Source organism: Streptomyces sp. UF-297 (genome assembly GCF_058245575.1).
Window position 1 is genome coordinate 26,933 of sequence record NZ_JBSIBZ010000037.1, and the last position, 15,373, is coordinate 42,305.

General features: G+C 68.5%; 14 protein-coding genes. 8 read left to right on the plus strand and 6 right to left on the minus strand.

Going from position 1 to position 15,373, the window contains the following annotated elements:
- Window positions 1-7 precede the first annotated feature (7 nt).
- The 6 genes from gyrB to dnaA all read right to left on the minus strand — a co-directional run bounded on the left by gyrB (window position 8) and on the right by dnaA (window position 9,140).
- A complete protein-coding gene (gene gyrB / locus AC4IJH_RS21570) occupies window positions 8-2,062 on the minus strand; it encodes a DNA topoisomerase (ATP-hydrolyzing) subunit B (RefSeq protein ID WP_490853440.1) in 2,055 nt (684 codons plus the stop codon).
- 296 nt (window positions 2,063-2,358) lie between these two features.
- Window positions 2,359-2,895, minus strand: coding sequence for a DciA family protein (locus tag AC4IJH_RS21575; protein WP_490853441.1), 537 nt, complete (start codon window positions 2,893-2,895; stop codon window positions 2,359-2,361).
- Complete coding sequence (gene recF / locus AC4IJH_RS21580) at window positions 2,892-4,064, minus strand: DNA replication/repair protein RecF (RefSeq protein ID WP_490853442.1); 1,173 nt, start codon at window positions 4,062-4,064, stop codon at window positions 2,892-2,894. The genes AC4IJH_RS21575 and recF overlap by 4 nt, the downstream gene beginning before the upstream one ends.
- 48 nt (window positions 4,065-4,112) lie before the next feature.
- A complete protein-coding gene (gene gnd / locus AC4IJH_RS21585) occupies window positions 4,113-4,991 on the minus strand; it encodes a phosphogluconate dehydrogenase (NAD(+)-dependent, decarboxylating) (protein ID WP_490853443.1) in 879 nt (292 codons plus the stop codon).
- 181 nt (window positions 4,992-5,172) lie between these two features.
- A complete protein-coding gene (gene dnaN / locus AC4IJH_RS21590) occupies window positions 5,173-6,303 on the minus strand; it encodes a DNA polymerase III subunit beta (protein ID WP_490853444.1) in 1,131 nt (376 codons plus the stop codon).
- Window positions 6,304-7,265: 962 nt separating this feature from the next.
- Window positions 7,266-9,140, minus strand: a complete 1,875-nt coding sequence (gene dnaA, locus AC4IJH_RS21595) for a chromosomal replication initiator protein DnaA (protein WP_490853445.1) — start codon at window positions 9,138-9,140, stop codon at window positions 7,266-7,268.
- Window positions 9,141-9,496: 356 nt separating this feature from the next.
- Here dnaA and rpmH point away from each other — a divergent pair, with 356 nt between their 5' ends.
- The 8 genes from rpmH to AC4IJH_RS21635 all read left to right on the plus strand — a co-directional run bounded on the left by rpmH (window position 9,497) and on the right by AC4IJH_RS21635 (window position 15,366).
- On the plus strand, window positions 9,497-9,634 hold the full coding sequence (gene rpmH / locus AC4IJH_RS21600; RefSeq protein ID WP_003949374.1) for a 50S ribosomal protein L34: 138 nt from the start codon (window positions 9,497-9,499) through the stop codon (window positions 9,632-9,634).
- Between the two features lie 23 nt (window positions 9,635-9,657).
- Entirely contained in the window at window positions 9,658-10,104 is a 447-nt protein-coding gene (rnpA, locus tag AC4IJH_RS21605; protein WP_490853446.1) for a ribonuclease P protein component, read from the plus strand.
- A complete protein-coding gene (yidD, locus tag AC4IJH_RS21610) occupies window positions 10,101-10,418 on the plus strand; it encodes a membrane protein insertion efficiency factor YidD (RefSeq protein ID WP_490853447.1) in 318 nt (105 codons plus the stop codon). Before rnpA ends, yidD begins: the two co-directional genes overlap by 4 nt.
- 3 nt (window positions 10,419-10,421) lie before the next feature.
- Complete coding sequence (gene yidC / locus AC4IJH_RS21615; RefSeq protein WP_490853448.1) at window positions 10,422-11,579, plus strand: membrane protein insertase YidC; 1,158 nt, start codon at window positions 10,422-10,424, stop codon at window positions 11,577-11,579.
- A gap of 14 nt (window positions 11,580-11,593) precedes the next feature.
- The gene (locus AC4IJH_RS21620) at window positions 11,594-12,100 is read left to right on the plus strand and encodes a Jag family protein (protein WP_490853449.1); all 507 of its coding nucleotides are present in this window, start codon (window positions 11,594-11,596) and stop codon (window positions 12,098-12,100) included.
- A gap of 122 nt (window positions 12,101-12,222) precedes the next feature.
- Complete coding sequence (gene rsmG / locus AC4IJH_RS21625; RefSeq protein WP_490853450.1) at window positions 12,223-12,948, plus strand: 16S rRNA (guanine(527)-N(7))-methyltransferase RsmG; 726 nt, start codon at window positions 12,223-12,225, stop codon at window positions 12,946-12,948.
- Between the two features lie 253 nt (window positions 12,949-13,201).
- Window positions 13,202-14,272, plus strand: a complete 1,071-nt coding sequence (locus tag AC4IJH_RS21630) for a ParA family protein (protein WP_490853451.1) — start codon at window positions 13,202-13,204, stop codon at window positions 14,270-14,272.
- A complete protein-coding gene (locus tag AC4IJH_RS21635) occupies window positions 14,269-15,366 on the plus strand; it encodes a ParB/RepB/Spo0J family partition protein (RefSeq protein ID WP_490853452.1) in 1,098 nt (365 codons plus the stop codon). Before AC4IJH_RS21630 ends, AC4IJH_RS21635 begins: the two co-directional genes overlap by 4 nt.
- Window positions 15,367-15,373 lie beyond the last annotated feature (7 nt).

Genomic DNA, 15,373 nt, shown 5'->3' on the forward strand with positions numbered 1-15,373 from the left:
ACAGGGCTCAGATGTCGAGGAAGCGGACGTCCTTGGCGTTGCGCTGGATGAAGGAGCGCCGCGCCTCGACGTCCTCGCCCATCAGCACCGAGAACAGGTCGTCCGCGCGGGCCGCGTCGTCCAGCGAGACCTGGCCGAGCACCCGGTGGTCGACGTCCATGGTGGTCACGCGCAGCTCCTCGGCGTTCATCTCGCCGAGACCCTTGAACCGCTGGACGGAGTCGTCCTTGATCCGCTTGCCGTTCTGCTTGCCGAGCTCGATCAGCGCGTCGCGCTCGCGGTCGGAGTAGGCGTACTCGAAGTCGTCCCGGCCCCACTTGATCTTGTAGAGCGGCGGGCGGGAGAGGTAGACGTGCCCGGCTTCCACCAGCGGCCGCATGAAGCGGAAGAGGAAGGTGAGCAGCAGGGTGTTGATGTGCTGGCCGTCGACGTCGGCGTCCGCCATCAAGATGATCTTGTGGTAGCGGAGCTTCTCGATGTCGAAGTCCTCGTGCACACCGGTGCCGAAGGCCGAGATCAGCGCCTGGACCTCGGTGTTCTGCAGGATCTTGTCGACCCGCGCCTTCTCGACGTTGAGGATCTTGCCTCGGATCGGGAGGATCGCCTGGTACTGCGGGTTACGGCCCGACTTGGCCGAGCCGCCGGCGGAGTCACCCTCGACGATGAAGATCTCGCACTTGGTGGGGTCGTTGGACTGGCAGTCGGACAGCTTGCCCGGCAGCGACGCGGTCTCCAGCAGGCCCTTGCGGCGGGTCAGGTCGCGCGCCTTGCGGGCGGCCACCCGCGCGGTCGCGGCCTGGATGCCCTTGCGGATGATGTCCGCGGCCTCGTTGGGGTTGCGGTCCAGCCAGTCGGTCAGGTGCTCGTGGACGACCTTCTGCACGAAGGTCTTGGCCTCGGTGTTGCCCAGCTTGGTCTTGGTCTGGCCCTCGAACTGCGGCTCGCCCAGCTTCACCGAGATGATCGCCGTCAGACCCTCGCGGATGTCCTCGCCGGTGAGGTTGTCGTCCTTCTCGCGCAGCAGCTTCTTGTCGCGCGCGTACCGGTTGATCAGACCCGTCAGCGCCGCACGGAAGCCCTCCTCGTGCGTACCGCCCTCGTGGGTGTGGATGGTGTTGGCAAAGCTGTAGACACCCTCGGTGTACTGGGTGTTCCACTGCATCGCGACCTCGACGGAGAGCAGCTTCTCCTTGTCCTCCGCCTCGATGTCGATCACCGAGGGGTGGACCGGCTCGCCCTTGCGCGCGTTGAGGTACGTCACGAAGTCGACGATGCCGCCCTCGTAGTGGTACCGGACGGTGAGGGGATTGCCCTCCTCGTCGACATGGGCCTCGCGCTCGTCGGTGAGCTGGATGGTCAGGCCCTTGTTGAGGAAGGCCATCTCCTGGAAGCGGCGCGAGAGCGTCTCGAAGCTGTACTCGGTCGTCTCGAAGATGTCGCCGTCGGCCCAGAACGTGACCGTGGTGCCCGTCTCGTCGGTGGCCTCGTTGCGGGCCAGCGGAGCGGTGGGCACACCCAGCTTGTAGTCCTGCGTCCAGCGGTATCCGTCCCGCTTGACCTCGACGGCGACCTTCGTGGACAGCGCGTTCACGACGGAGACACCCACGCCGTGCAGACCACCGGAGACCGCGTAACCGCCGCCGCCGAACTTGCCGCCCGCGTGCAGGACCGTGAGCACGACCTCGACGGCCGGCTTCTTCTCCGAGGGCACGATGTCGACCGGGATACCGCGGCCGTTGTCCACCACGCGCACCCCGCCGTCGGGCAGGATCGTCACGTCAATGGTGTCCGCGTGCCCGGCCAGCGCCTCGTCGACGGAGTTGTCCACGACCTCTTGCACAAGGTGGTGCAGACCACGCTCACCGGTGGAGCCGATGTACATGCCCGGTCGCTTACGGACCGCGTCCAAACCCTCGAGGACGGTGATCGCGCTGGCGTCGTACGACTTCTCTTCCGAGGAGTCGCCACTGGCGCCGGCAGGAACCTCCTCTTCAGTAGAAGCCGTGATGTTCTCGTTGAGGTCGCCGGAGTCGGCCACGAAGCGCCCTTTCTGGCACAGCACGAGCCTTACCCGGCCTGCGGGGGAATTCCCCATTCCGGTCAGATCCGGTCAGGCGGGAGCGGCTGCGTCGTTCGACATGTTCCGCGAGTGGGCGGGATTGCTACCAGTCTACCGGTAGCGCCGACACTAATGGGGGTTTGCAGGCGCCTGAGTCCTCATGTGCCGCCCTGAACTGACGTGTGCCGACTCCCCATATCTGAGGCGGGCCCCCAGGACGCTCACACCGGCACTCAGCGCTTCGGGCTGTCAACCTCCGGCTACGGTGAGCGGGGTCTCACCCGTCCCACTGATGAACCTCAGCCGTAGGTGTCCCCGGGCCCCTTGCTCCCGGGCGCCCGCAGCGGGCCGTACCGGCGCGCCGGACCGCCGGGCCCCAGCACCTTGATCAGCTTTACGGTCCCCTGGCCCAGGTCCTGGTTCAGCCGGGCCACCAGCTGCGGCGCCAGCAGCCGCAGCTGCGTCGCCCAGGCCGTCGAGTCGCACTGCACGGTCAGCACCCGCGCGTCCTCGTCGTACTTCTGCGGCTCGCAGTGCTGCGCCACCTCCGGGCCCACCAGCTGCGGCCAGCGGCCCATCACCCCGCCGACGGCCGCCGGGGTCTCCCAGCCGCGCTCGGTGATCAGCCGGTTGATGGCCGCGCCCAGGGACAGCGGGTCCCGGCCGTCCGCCCGCGCGCCCGAGCGCAGCCCGCCGCCGCGCCGGGCCTGCTTCTTCTGCTGGGCGGCGGCGCCGCGCGCACGGGCCTGCTCCTTGGCCGCCACCAGCGCCTGGCGCGCCAGATCGACCCCGGACAGCTCCGGGGGCTTGGGCTTGCCGGGCTGCTGGTCGCTCACGCCGAGGCCCTCTCCACGGTGCCCTCCGACACCGCGTAGCGCGTTCCGGCCAGCACACCGGGCACATCGTCGTCCACGGCGGCCGTCACCAGCACCTGCTCGCCGGGCGCCACCAGCTCCGCCAGCCGCTCGCGGCGGCGCGCGTCCAGCTCGGCGAAGACGTCGTCCAGGACGAGGACCGGCTCATTTCCCTCGGCACGCAGCAGGTCGTACGAGGCCAGCCTGAGCGCCAGCGCGTAGGACCAGGACTCGCCGTGGCTGGCGTACCCCTTGGCGGGCAGCTGGCCGAGCTTGAGCACCAGATCGTCGCGGTGCGGGCCGATCAGCGTCACCCCGCGCTCGATCTCGTTCTTGCGGGCCTCGCCGAGCGCCTGCAGCAGCAGCCCGTACAGCTCCTCGCGGGTGGCGGCGGCCTGCGGCCCCTCGCCGGTGGAGGCGCGGTACTCCAGCCCCAGCGGCCCGCCGCCGGGAGCCAGCTGCTCGTACGCCTTGTCCGCCAGCGGCTGCAGCGTGGCGATCAAGTCCAGCCGCTGGGCGAGGAGTTCGGCACCGGCGCGCGCCAGGTGCTGGTCCCACACGTCCAGGGTGGACAGGTCCGCCCCCGCGCTCGAATCCGCTCGCGCGGGAGGTGCCCCCCTGCGGCCGCCGTGCCGTCTGGCCAGCGCCGCGGTCTTCAGCAGGGTGTTGCGCTGCTTGAGCACCCGGTCGTAGTCGGAGCGCACACCCGCCATTCTCGGCGAGCGCGCGGTGATCAGCTCGTCGAGGAAGCGGCGCCGCTCACCGGGGTCGCCCTTGACCAGGGCCAGGTCCTCCGGCGCAAACAGGACCGTACGCACGATCCCCAGCACATCGCGCGGCCTGACCTGCGAGGAACGGTTGATACGGGCGCGGTTGGCCTTGCCCGGGTTGAGCTCCAGCTCCACAAGCTGTTGACGCTCGCCCTGGGTGACGGCGGCCCGGATGATCGCGCGGTCCGCGCCCATCCGTACCAGCGGGGCGTCCGAGGAGACCCGGTGGCTGCCGAGTGTGGCGAGGTAGCCGACGGCCTCCACCAGGTTGGTCTTGCCCTGCCCGTTGGGGCCCACGAAAGCCGTGACGCCCGGGTCGAGCGGGACCTCGACCCGGGCGTAGGAGCGGAAGTCGGCGAGCGAGAGATGCGATACGTGCATGGTGGCGCGCCGACCTCCCCCGGCTGCTGCGCTTGGGACTGCTGTGGATTACTTCTTGTTCTCGACGGCGTGGCCGCCGAACTGGTTGCGCAGCGCGGCGATCATCTTCATCTGCGGCGAGTCGTCCTGGCGCGAGCTGAAGCGCGCGAAGAGCGAGGCGGTGATCGCGGGCAGCGGTACGGCGTTGTCGATCGCCGCCTCCACCGTCCAGCGGCCCTCACCGGAGTCGGCGGCGTAACCGCGCAGCTTGTCCAGGTGCTCGTCGTCGTCCAGGGCGTTGACGGCCAGGTCCAGCAGCCAGGAGCGGATGACCGTTCCTTCCTGCCAGGAGCGGAAGACCTCGCGGACGTCGGTGACGGAGTCGACCTTCTCCAGCAGCTCCCAGCCCTCGGCGTAGGCCTGCATCATCGCGTACTCGATGCCGTTGTGGACCATCTTGGCGAAGTGGCCGGCGCCGACCTTGCCCGCGTGCACCGAGCCGAAGTCGCCCTCGGGCTTGAGCGCGTCGAAGATCGGCTGCACCTTGGCGACGTTGTCCTTGTCGCCGCCGTACATGAGCGCGTAGCCGTTCTCCAGGCCCCACACGCCGCCGGAGACGCCGCAGTCCACGAAGCCGATGCCCTTGGCCTTGAGCTCCTCGGCGTGCTTCTCGTCGTCCGTCCAGCGGGAGTTGCCGCCGTCGACGACGACGTCGCCGGGGGAGAGCAGCTCGGCCAGCTCGTCGATCGTCGACTGGGTCGCGGCGCCCGCCGGCACCATGACCCACACGACCCGGGGACCCTTCAGGCCGTCCACAAGCTCCTTGAGGCTGTGGACGTCCGCCAGGTCCGGGTTGCGGTCGTATCCGATGACGGTGTGGCCTGCGCGGCGGATGCGCTCGCGCATATTGCCGCCCATCTTGCCGAGACCGACGAGACCGAGCTCCATCAGAGACCCTCTTTGCACGTAGTCGTTGCGTTTCGTACCTGAGTCCGAGCCTACGCCCGCAGGTGCGTGCACACCTGTGGGCTCAGGCGCTCATCGGACCCACCGCCGCGCGGTGTCGGCCGGAGAGCCGCACCGGCATACGGCGGTCCTGCGAGGGTCGGCCCTCGCGCTCCCCGTCGGATCAGCCCGAGAGCCGCACCGGCATGATCAGGTACTTGTACGCGTCGTCCGCCTCGGCGTCCTTGGCCGGGCGGCCGCTGAGCAGCGCGGGCTTGGTGGAGGTGGTGAAGGACAGCTGGGCCACCGGGGAGTCGATGGCGGACAGGCCCTCCAGCAGGAAGCCCGGGTTGAAGGCGATGGAGATGTCGTCGCCCTCCAGGTCCGCGTCGACCCGCTCCACAGCCTGTGCATCGTCGCTGGAGCCGGCCTCCAGGATGAGCACACCCTGTTCAAAACTCAGCCGGACCGGGGTGTTGCGCTCGGCGACCAGCGCCACACGCTTGACGGCCTCGACGAACGGCGCGGTCTCGATGACCGCCACCGAGTTGAACTCGGTGGGGAAGAGCGTGCGGTACTTCGGCAGGTCGCCTTCCAGCAGACGCGTGGTCGTACGCCGCCCCGCGCCCTCGAAGCCGATCAGGCCCTCGCCCGCACCGGAGCCGGACAGCGCCAGGGTGACGGTGTCACCGCTGCTGAGCGACTTGGCGGTGTCCAGCAGCGTCTTCGCGGGCACCAGCGCGACCGCGGAGGCGTCCGGGCTCTCCGGCTTCCACAGGAACTCGCGGACCGCGAAGCGGTAGCGGTCGGTGGAGGCCAGGGTGACGGTGTCGCCCTCGATCTCGATGCGTACGCCGGTGAGCACCGGGAGGGTGTCGTCACGGCCGGCGGCGATGGCCACCTGGGCGGCGGCCGCGGCGAAGACCTCACCGGGGACGGTGCCGGTGGCGGTGGGCATCTGCGGCAGGGCCGGGTATTCCTCCACCGGCAGGGTGTGGAGGGTGAAGCGCGAGGAGCCGCAGACCACGGTGACGCGTACACCGTCTGTGGAGATCTCCACCGGCCGGTTGGGAAGCGCACGGCAGATGTCGGCGAGCAGGCGGCCGGAGACGAGGACCGTGCCCTCCTCCTCCACGTCCGCGTCGACCGACACCCGTGCGGAGACCTCGTAGTCGAAGCCCGACAGGCTCAGGGCGCCTTCCTCGGCCTTCAGCAGCAGGCCCGCGAGGACGGGCACCGGCGGACGGGCCGGGAGGCTCTTGGCCGCCCAGGCCACTGCCTCCGCGAGTACATCGCGCTCCACCCGGATCTTCACCGGAAACCGCCTCCTGCTGTTGCTGGCTTCTCGCCCTTGCTGGCCATCGTCGTCGGCAGATTGCCGGAGACCAGTCTGACGTACGCCACCGACAGTCGGTGCGGCTCGGGGTCAAGTCGTCTCGAGTGGCGTGGGGCGCTCCGTCCCGAGCTTGTGCACAGGGCCCATTTCCGAGCGAGTTTCCCGGTAGATCTCTGTGGTCGTAGTAGTAGGGCCTGTGGAAACCGTGGACAACTGCTTCTTCGCAGGTCAACGCGGATTTTTTGTCCACCGGTCCTGTGGGTGGAGGCCGTGGAAAAGCAGCCCTGTCTGTGGACCGCCGAAAGTTCTGCACACCCGATGCACAGGAGAGGACCACTTCTCCCCAGTGCCATCCCCAGCTTTACCCAGGTTCCCCACAGCCCAACCCGACACCTTGGTGTGACGGCTTTCACTCGCCCCGGTGACCCCGGGTGTTTCGTTGCCGAACAGTGGACAGCGGTGTGGAGAAGCTGTGCACAACAGGGCCTCGCCTGGGGACGGGCAGTGGACAACGAAAACCCGGCCCTGTGGACGAAACCTTCGTCCACACCCTGTGGAAGCCGGTTGGCCACAAATCCACACGCCGCTGACCTGCGATGATCCTCTTCCGGTCGGCTCCCCTGTGGAAGCCGCAGGGATAACTTCCCCCTCCCCAGGGTGTGGACGGAAGATTCTTCCCGAATCTGTGGAGAGAGGCCGTGACCGGCCCGAGAATCGAACACGGCCCGCGCTCTCCACAGCTTGTGAGCCGCTTCCGGGGCGTCTCGCGGGGGTCTCCGGGGCGGCTCAGGGGCGGCTCAGGGGGCGATCCTGCGGCTTCTCCCCTGCGCTCCCCTTCGTTCCTCTTCGTCTCTCAGACGTCCTCAACGAAGAAGGGCGCTCCGGGAGTACGTCCCGGAGCGCCCTCAGAAGTGCTTGCTGGGCCCCTCGCTGAGCCCGCGTCAGCCGTTCTTGATGCGATTGGTCAGCTCGGTCACCTGGTTGTAGATGGAGCGCCGCTCCGCCATGAGCGCGCGGATCTTGCGGTCCGCGTGCATCACGGTCGTGTGGTCGCGGCCGCCGAACTGCGCGCCGATCTTCGGCAGCGACAGATCCGTCAGCTCCCGGCACAGATACATCGCGATCTGCCGCGCCGTCACCAGCACCCGGCTGCGCGAGGATCCGCACAGGTCGTCCACCGTCAGCCCGAAGTAGTCGGCCGTCGACGCCATGATGGCGGTCGCGGTGATCTCCGGCGCCGCGTCCTCGCCGCCCGGGATCAGGTCCTTGAGCACGATCTCGGTGAGCCCGAGGTCCACCGGCTGCCGGTTGAGGCTGGCGAAGGCGGTGACGCGGATCAGCGCGCCCTCCAGCTCGCGGATGTTGCGCGAGATACGGGAGGCGATGAACTCCAGCACCTCCGGCGGCGCGTTGAGCTGCTCCTGGACCGCCTTCTTGCGCAGGATCGCGATCCGCGTCTCCAGCTCCGGCGGCTGGACGTCGGTGATCAGGCCCCACTCGAACCGGTTGCGCAGCCGGTCCTCCAGCGTCACCAGCTGCTTGGGCGGCCGGTCACTGGAGAGCACGATCTGCTTGTTGGCGTTGTGGAGCGTGTTGAAGGTGTGGAAGAACTCCTCCTGCGTCGACTCCTTGCTCGCCAGGAACTGGATGTCGTCGACCAGCAGGATGTCCATGTCGCGGTAGCGCTTGCGGAACGCGTCCGCCTTGCCGTCGCGGATGGAGTTGATGAACTCGTTGGTGAACTCCTCCGAGCTCACGTACCGCACCCGGGTACCGGGGTAGAGGCTGCGCGCGTAGTGCCCGATGGCGTGCAGCAGGTGGGTCTTGCCCAGCCCGGACTCGCCGTAGATGAACAGCGGGTTGTACGCCTTGGCCGGCGCCTCGGCGACCGCGACCGCCGCGGCGTGCGCGAAGCGGTTGGAAGCACCGATGACAAAGGTGTCGAAGAGGTACTTGGGATTCAGCCGGGCGGTCGGCTCACCGGGGCCGGTGGCCGGCGCGGGCTGCGCGGCGAGCGGGCCGGGGGCGCCGCTGGGCGCGGGCAGATTCCCGCCGGAGTGCTGGCCGTGCGAGGGCTGCTGGTGCTCGGAGCGGTCCGGGCGCTGCTGCTCGTACGGGGAGCGCTGGGCCTCGGAGTGCTGCGGCGGGCCGGGGCGCTCCGCGCCCTGAGAGCGGTAGTCGCCCTGCGGCGGCTGCGCGTGCTGGTGCTGCTGCTGTACGTGCGGGGGCGGCGGGGAGGCGTACGGGTCGCGCTCGGGGAAGCCGCCCAAGCGCTGCTGCTGCCAGCCGTAGTCCTCGCGCGGCGGGCCGCCCATGCCGGTGGAGTGCTGGTGCTGCGGCCAGGCCCCGGGGTCGTGGCGGGGCTGCTGGTGCTGCTGCTGGTAGTCGGGGTAGGCGGGCCGCACGGTGGGCAGTTCGTCGTTCTGGCGCCCGTACCCCTGCCGATTGTCGTAGCTCTCGTACGCATCGTGCTGCTGGGGCGGCTGCTGCTGGTGCTGGGGCGGCTGAGGCTGCTGCGGGGGCGCCGGCGGGGCGGGCTCCTCGGAGGAGTCGTCCACGGTGATCGCGATACGGATCGGCCGCCCGCACTGCTGGCTCAGGGCCTCACCGATCAGCGGCGCCAGCCGGCCCTCCAGCACACCCTTGGCGAACTCGTTGGGGACGGCCAGCAGGGCGGTGTCGGCGACCAGGGCCAGCGGCTGGGTGCGCTTGAGCCAGTCCTGGTCCTTGGCCTTGAGGCTGTCGCCCTCCGCGCGTAGAAGGTGGTCGAGAACGCGTGGCCACACTGCGGCAAGATCGGCAGGTACGTCAGCCACAGGGCACGCTCTCTCACAGGTCCCACGAATGTGTGATTCTCGGGACGGGCGGGAAGTAATCGAAGTTCAGCCACGGTAGTCAGGGCGGCCCTGGTGATTCAAGTTGTTGTCCACAGGCTGTGCATAGTGTGTCCCGGCGAGAAGCCGGTTTGACCGGATGGCGTAGCCGCGCGTACCGTAACCAGGTCGAGTTGTCGATGGCTGCTGCCGCCTGCCTCCGATGGGCAAAGATCGCGCTCTAGTGATCGTGTAGCGGTGCACTCGGGCGTTGCGAGCTACTCGTGGGCGCACGGTGACAGCCAGTCGACGCCCCACAGCGTCTCGGTAGAGACACCAAGAATTTCTGGAGCCCCCGAGTGAGCAAGCGCACCTTCCAGCCGAACAACCGCCGTCGTGCGAAGACCCACGGCTTCCGTCTGCGCATGCGGACGCGTGCCGGCCGCGCCATCCTGGCTTCCCGCCGTGGCAAGGGTCGCGCCCGTCTGTCGGCCTGAGCAGCCTGACCTAGGTCCATGACGTGCTGCCTACCGAGAATCGGCTGAGGCGGCGCGAGGACTTCGCGACCGCGGTTCGCCGGGGACGCAGGGCCGGGCGCCCGCTCCTCGTCGTCCATCTTCGTAGCGGTTCAACGGACCCGCACGCAGCGGGGGAACGCGTTCCCCCGGCGCGTGCGGGTTTCGTCGTGAGCAAGGCCATCGGTGTCGCCGTTGTCCGTAACAAGGTCAAGCGGAGGCTCCGCCACCTCATGCGCGACCGCCTGGACCGGCTGCCCGCCGGTAGCCTGGTGGTCGTACGGGCGCTGCCCGGTGCGGGCGAGGCGGACCACGACCAGCTGGCCCGCGACCTGGACGCCGCGCTGCAGCGGCTGCTGGCCGACGGTCAGGGGAAGGCGCCGCGCCACAGCGATCCCTCCGGGAAGAACCCCGGGACCTCCGGCCCAGGCCAGGGAGGGAGCGCACAGTGAAGTACCCGTTGCTGCTGCTGATCAAGCTGTATCAGTGGACCATCAGCCCCCTGCTGGGCCCGGTCTGCAAGTACTACCCGTCGTGCTCGCACTATGGCTACACCGCCATCGACCGGCACGGCGCGGTGAAAGGAACTGCGCTGACTGCTTGGCGCATCCTGCGTTGCAACCCGTGGTCGCTCGGTGGCGTCGACCACGTCCCTCCCCGGAAGCGTCCGGTCTGGCACCAGCGGCTGAGGAGCCGCCTGAACGGGCCCACCGTCCATGAGCCCGCCACACAGCCCGAGACTCAGCCCAACGCCCAAGGAGCCTGATTCGTGGACACGATCCTGAATCCTCTCTATTACGCCGTTTCCTGGATCATCGTCCAGTTCCACTCGTTCTACAGCCTCATCTTTGACAAGAACAGTGGCGCGGCGTGGGGTCTGTCCATCGTCTCGCTGGTGATCCTGATCCGTATCTGCCTGATCCCGCTCTTCGTGAAGCAGATCAAGTCGACGCGGAACATGCAGGCGCTGCAGCCGAAGATGAAGGCGATCCAGGAGCGCTACAAGAGCGACAAGCAGCGTCAGTCCGAAGAGATGATGAAGCTCTACAAGGAGACGGGCACCAACCCGCTCTCGAGCTGTCTCCCGATTCTGGCGCAGTCCCCCTTCTTCATCGCGCTGTACCAGGTGCTGAACCACATCGCGAACAACGAGAAGGTCGGCGTCATCAATGAGACGCTGTTGGGGAGCGCGCAGAAGGCGCACATCTTCGGCGCCCCGCTGGCGGCGAAGTTCATGGACGACGCGTCCAAGGTCGAGGCGCTCAACGCCTCCCTGACCAACGTCCGCATCGTCACGGTCATCATGATCGTGCTGATGTCGCTGTCGCAGTTCTACACGCAGCGCCAGCTGATGACGAAGAACGTCGACCTGACGGTCAAGACGCCGTTCATGCAGCAGCAGAAGATGCTGATGTACGTCTTCCCCATCATGTTCGCCGTCTTCGGTATCAACTTCCCCGTCGGTGTTCTCGTCTACTGGCTGACCACCAACGTGTGGACCATGGGCCAGCAGATGTTCGTCATCCGTCGTAACCCGACCCCCGGCAGCAAGGCGTTCACCGAGCGCCAGGAGCGTCTGCGCGCCAAGGGCAAGCTGGTCGAGGACCCGGCCGTGGTCGAGGCGAAGAAGGCCGTCGAGGAGGCGCGCCAGAACCGTCAGCAGCCCAAGCGGCAGACGAAGGCCAAGCGTCACCAGGGCGGGACCGCCGCCGCCAAGCCCGCGGGTTCGGGACAGAACCGCACCCGTGCGGGCTCGGCCGCCAAGGACACCGGCTCCTCCGATGCGAATGCCTCGAAGAAGCCGTCCCTGGAGAAGAAGTCCGCGCAGGACAGCAAGCCGAAGGGCGGCTCCGCCTCAGGCTCCCGTAACGCCAAGTCCGGACAGCGCAAGGGCCAGCAGCGGCCCAAGCACCCGTCCAAGAAGTAAGAAGGAGTCCTTCTGTGACGGACACGACCCCAGCCACTGAGGGCACCGACACCCTGACCCGCCTGGAGCAGGAGGGGGAGATCGCGGCCGACTACCTCGAGGGCCTGCTGGACATCGCGGACCTCGACGGTGACATCGACATGGATGTCGAGGCCGACCGCGCCGCTGTGTCGATCATCAGCGACTCGACCAGCCGCGACCTGCAGAAGCTGGTGGGCCGTGACGGCGAGGTGCTGGAGGCGCTCCAGGAGCTGACCCGGCTCGCGGTGCACCGCGAGACCGGCGACCGCAGCCGTCTGATGCTGGACATCGCCGGCTTCCGGGCCCGCAAGCGCGAGGAGCTGGCGGAGCTGGGCGCGAAGGCGGCGGAAGAGGCCAAGGGCACCGGCGAGCCGGTGAAGCTGAACCCCATGACGCCCTTCGAGCGCAAGGTCGTCCACGACGCGGTGGCGGCGGCCGGACTGCGCAGCGAGTCCGAGGGCGAGGAGCCCCAGCGCTGCGTGGTCGTCCTGCCGGCCTGACCCCGCGCCCTTGATGCCTTTGGCCCCGTCTGCTCGCAGGCGGGGCCGCATCTTGTCAGCCTTGCTTTGAACCTGCTTTGAACGTGCTTGGAAAACAGAGCCCCTGAGGAAGGACGGTTCCCGTGACGGAGGCAGCAGCGGAGCTCCCGCCGGCGCCGAAAGCGGCGCAGGAAGTATTCGGCGATCGCTTCCCGGAGGCCGTGCGCTACGGCGAACTGCTCGCCGACGCGGGCGTGAAGAGGGGGCTGATCGGTCCGCGCGAGGTGCCGCGGCTGTGGGAGCGGCACCTGCTGAACTGCGCGGTGCTCTCCGAGGTGGTCCCCGAGGGCGTATCGGTCTGCGATGTGGGCTCGGGCGCCGGCCTTCCCGGTATCCCGCTGGCCCTGGTCCGCCCGGACCTGAAGATCATGCTGCTGGAGCCGCTGCTGCGGCGTACCAACTTCCTGCAGGAAGTGGTCGAGCTGCTGGGCCTGGACCATGTGACGGTGGTGCGCGGCCGCGCCGAGGAGGTCATGGGCAAGCTGCCGCAGGTCCATGTGGTCACCGCGCGGGCGGTCGCCCCGCTGGACCGGCTGGCGGGCTGGGGGGTGCCGTTGCTACGTCCTTACGGCGAGATGCTGGCGCTCAAGGGCGACACCGCGGAGGAGGAGCTCAAGGGTGCCCGTGCCGCGCTGAGCAAGCTGGGTGTGGTGCGGACCTCGGTGGTGCATGTCGGCGAGGGCATCGTCGATCCGGCCTCCACCGTGGTGCGGGTCGAGGTCGGGGAGAGCCCCGGCGGTGTGCGGTTCGCCGCGAAGCGCGCGAAGGCCGCACGGGCCAGCAGGGCCTCCCGTGGACGTCGCCGCTGACGTATGAGGTGGTGGTCGGGGTACTCCATACAAACCACCAAAACGACATAAGTCGGAGTGTCGCGGCCGAATCGGGCGCGACACTGTCATCGTGTTTCACGTGAAACGTCGCTCTCTGCTGCATGGGATCATCGGCCGCGGTCGCGCGGCCGCCGCGCCGCGTGACCGTAAGCCCACACAGGGCACGGAAGTATCCACAGACGTGGATTCATCCACAGGAGAACGGGCCGCACTGGTTCACGACCCCGAAAGCATGGCAGGCTCTGAGCACTGCGAGCCTGAAGTCGAGGAGAGTGAATCCTTGCGGTCCGACGCCAACATCGCGGGACCGATGACCGATCCGGTCCCCGGTCCCCGTAGCGAGTCGCTCGGGGACGACGTTTCACGTGAAACGCCGTCCCCGATGGACGACACCCCGATCGGTCGTGCAGCGCAGCTGGCGATGGAGGCCCTGGGCCGCGCGGGAGAAGGGCTGCCCCGCCCGGAACAGACCCGGGTGATGGTCGTCGCCAACCAGAAGGGCGGCGTCGGGAAGACCACGACGACGGTCAATCTCGCCGCCTCGCTGGCCCTGCACGGGGCTCGCGTACTGGTGATCGACCTCGACCCGCAGGGCAACGCATCGACGGCACTGGGCATCGACCACCACGCCGAAGTCCCCTCGATCTACGACGTGTTGGTCGAGAGCAGGCCGCTCTCCGAGGTCGTACAGCCGGTGCCCGATGTGGAGGGGCTGTTCTGTGCGCCCGCCACCATCGACCTGGCCGGCGCCGAGATCGAGCTGGTGTCCCTGGTGGCTCGCGAGAGCCGCCTGGACCGGGCCATCAAGGCGTACGAGCAGCCGCTGGACTACATCCTCATCGACTGCCCGCCGTCGCTCGGCCTGCTGACGGTCAATGCGCTGGTCGCCGGCGCCGAGGTGGTGATCCCCATTCAGTGCGAGTACTACGCGCTGGAGGGACTGGGGCAGCTGTTGCGCAACGTCGACCTGGTGCGGGGGCATCTCAACCCCGATCTCCATGTCTCGACGATTCTGCTCACCATGTACGACGGGCGGACCCGGCTGGCCTCCCAGGTCGCCGACGAGGTGCGCAGCCACTTCGGCAACGAGGTGCTGCGCACGAGCATCCCCCGGTCGGTACGTATCTCCGAGGCGCCCAGCTATGGGCAGACCGTCCTCACCTATGACCCGGGATCCAGTGGCGCGCTCTCGTATCTCGAAGCGGCCCGAGAGATCGCGATGCGCGGAGTCCCGCAGGCCGGTGGCCAGGGGCTCAGCGTGAACTACCAAGCACAGCACAGCATGTCGGAGGGGACTCAGTGAGCGAACGACGTAGAGGACTGGGCCGTGGGCTCGGTGCGCTGTTCCCCGCGGCGCCGCAGGCCTCGGACGAGTCGGAAACCGCGGTGGGCCGGGGCGCGACCTCGCCGACGGCGGTGCCGGTACTGACACCGGAGCGGGGTGTGGCGGCGGCAAAGGTCACGTCCCTTCCCACGCCCCATGTTTCACGTGAAACCGAGGCGCCGCCCAAGGACGAAGTGGTCGAGCCGGAGACGGGAAACGTGGCCGGGGCGCACTTCACGGAACTGCCGCTGGACTCCATCACGCCCAACCCCCGGCAGCCGCGCGAGTTCTTCGACGACGACGCTCTTGCCGAGCTCATCACCTCCATCCAGGAGGTCGGTCTGCTCCAGCCCGTGGTCGTACGGCAGACGGGGCCGGAGCGCTACGAGCTCATCATGGGCGAGCGTCGCTGGCGGGCCTGCCGCGAGGCCGGACTGGAGAAGATCCCCGCGATCGTCCGGGCGACCGAGGACGAGAAGCTGCTCCTGGACGCGCTGCTGGAGAACCTGCACCGCGCGCAGCTCAACCCGCTGGAAGAGGCCGCGGCGTACGACCAGTTGCTCAAGGACTTCAAGTGCACGCATGACGAGCTGGCCGACCGGATCGGACGCTCGCGTCCGCAGGTCTCCAACACGCTGCGTCTGCTGAACCTCTCGCCCTCGGTGCAGAAGCGGGTGGCGTCCGGAGTGCTCTCCGCGGGCCATGCCCGGGCGCTGCTGTCCGTGGAGGACTCCGAGGAGCAGGACCGGCTGGCGCACCGCATCGTGGCCGAGGGGCTGTCGGTGCGTTCGGTCGAAGAGATCGTCAAGCTGATGGGGTCGCGCCCCAAGAAGTCGGCCAAGGCCAAGAGCCCCCGCGCGGGTGCCCTGGTCTCCCCCGCGCTGAACGACCTCGCCTCCCGGCTGTCGGACCGCTTCGAGACCCGGGTGAAGGTCGACCTCGGTCAGAAGAAGGGAAAGATCGTCGTCGAGTTCGCCTCGATAGAGGATCTGGAGCGGATCCTCGGAACGCTCGCTCCCGGCGAGGGGCGCGTGATGGAGCAGAAGCTCTCCGAGGAGCAGGACGAGGGGTGATCCCACC

Bases quoted from the DNA above. Each gene is read 5' to 3' on its own strand.
- gnd (WP_490853443.1), bottom strand. From the start codon at position 4,991: ATGGAGCTCGGTCTCGTCGGTCTCGGCAAGATGGGCGGCAATATGCGC.
- AC4IJH_RS21630 (WP_490853451.1), top strand. From the start codon at position 13,202: ATGGCAGGCTCTGAGCACTGCGAGCCTGAAGTCGAGGAGAGTGAATCC.
- recF (WP_490853442.1), bottom strand. From the start codon at position 4,064: ATGCACGTATCGCATCTCTCGCTCGCCGACTTCCGCTCCTACGCCCGG.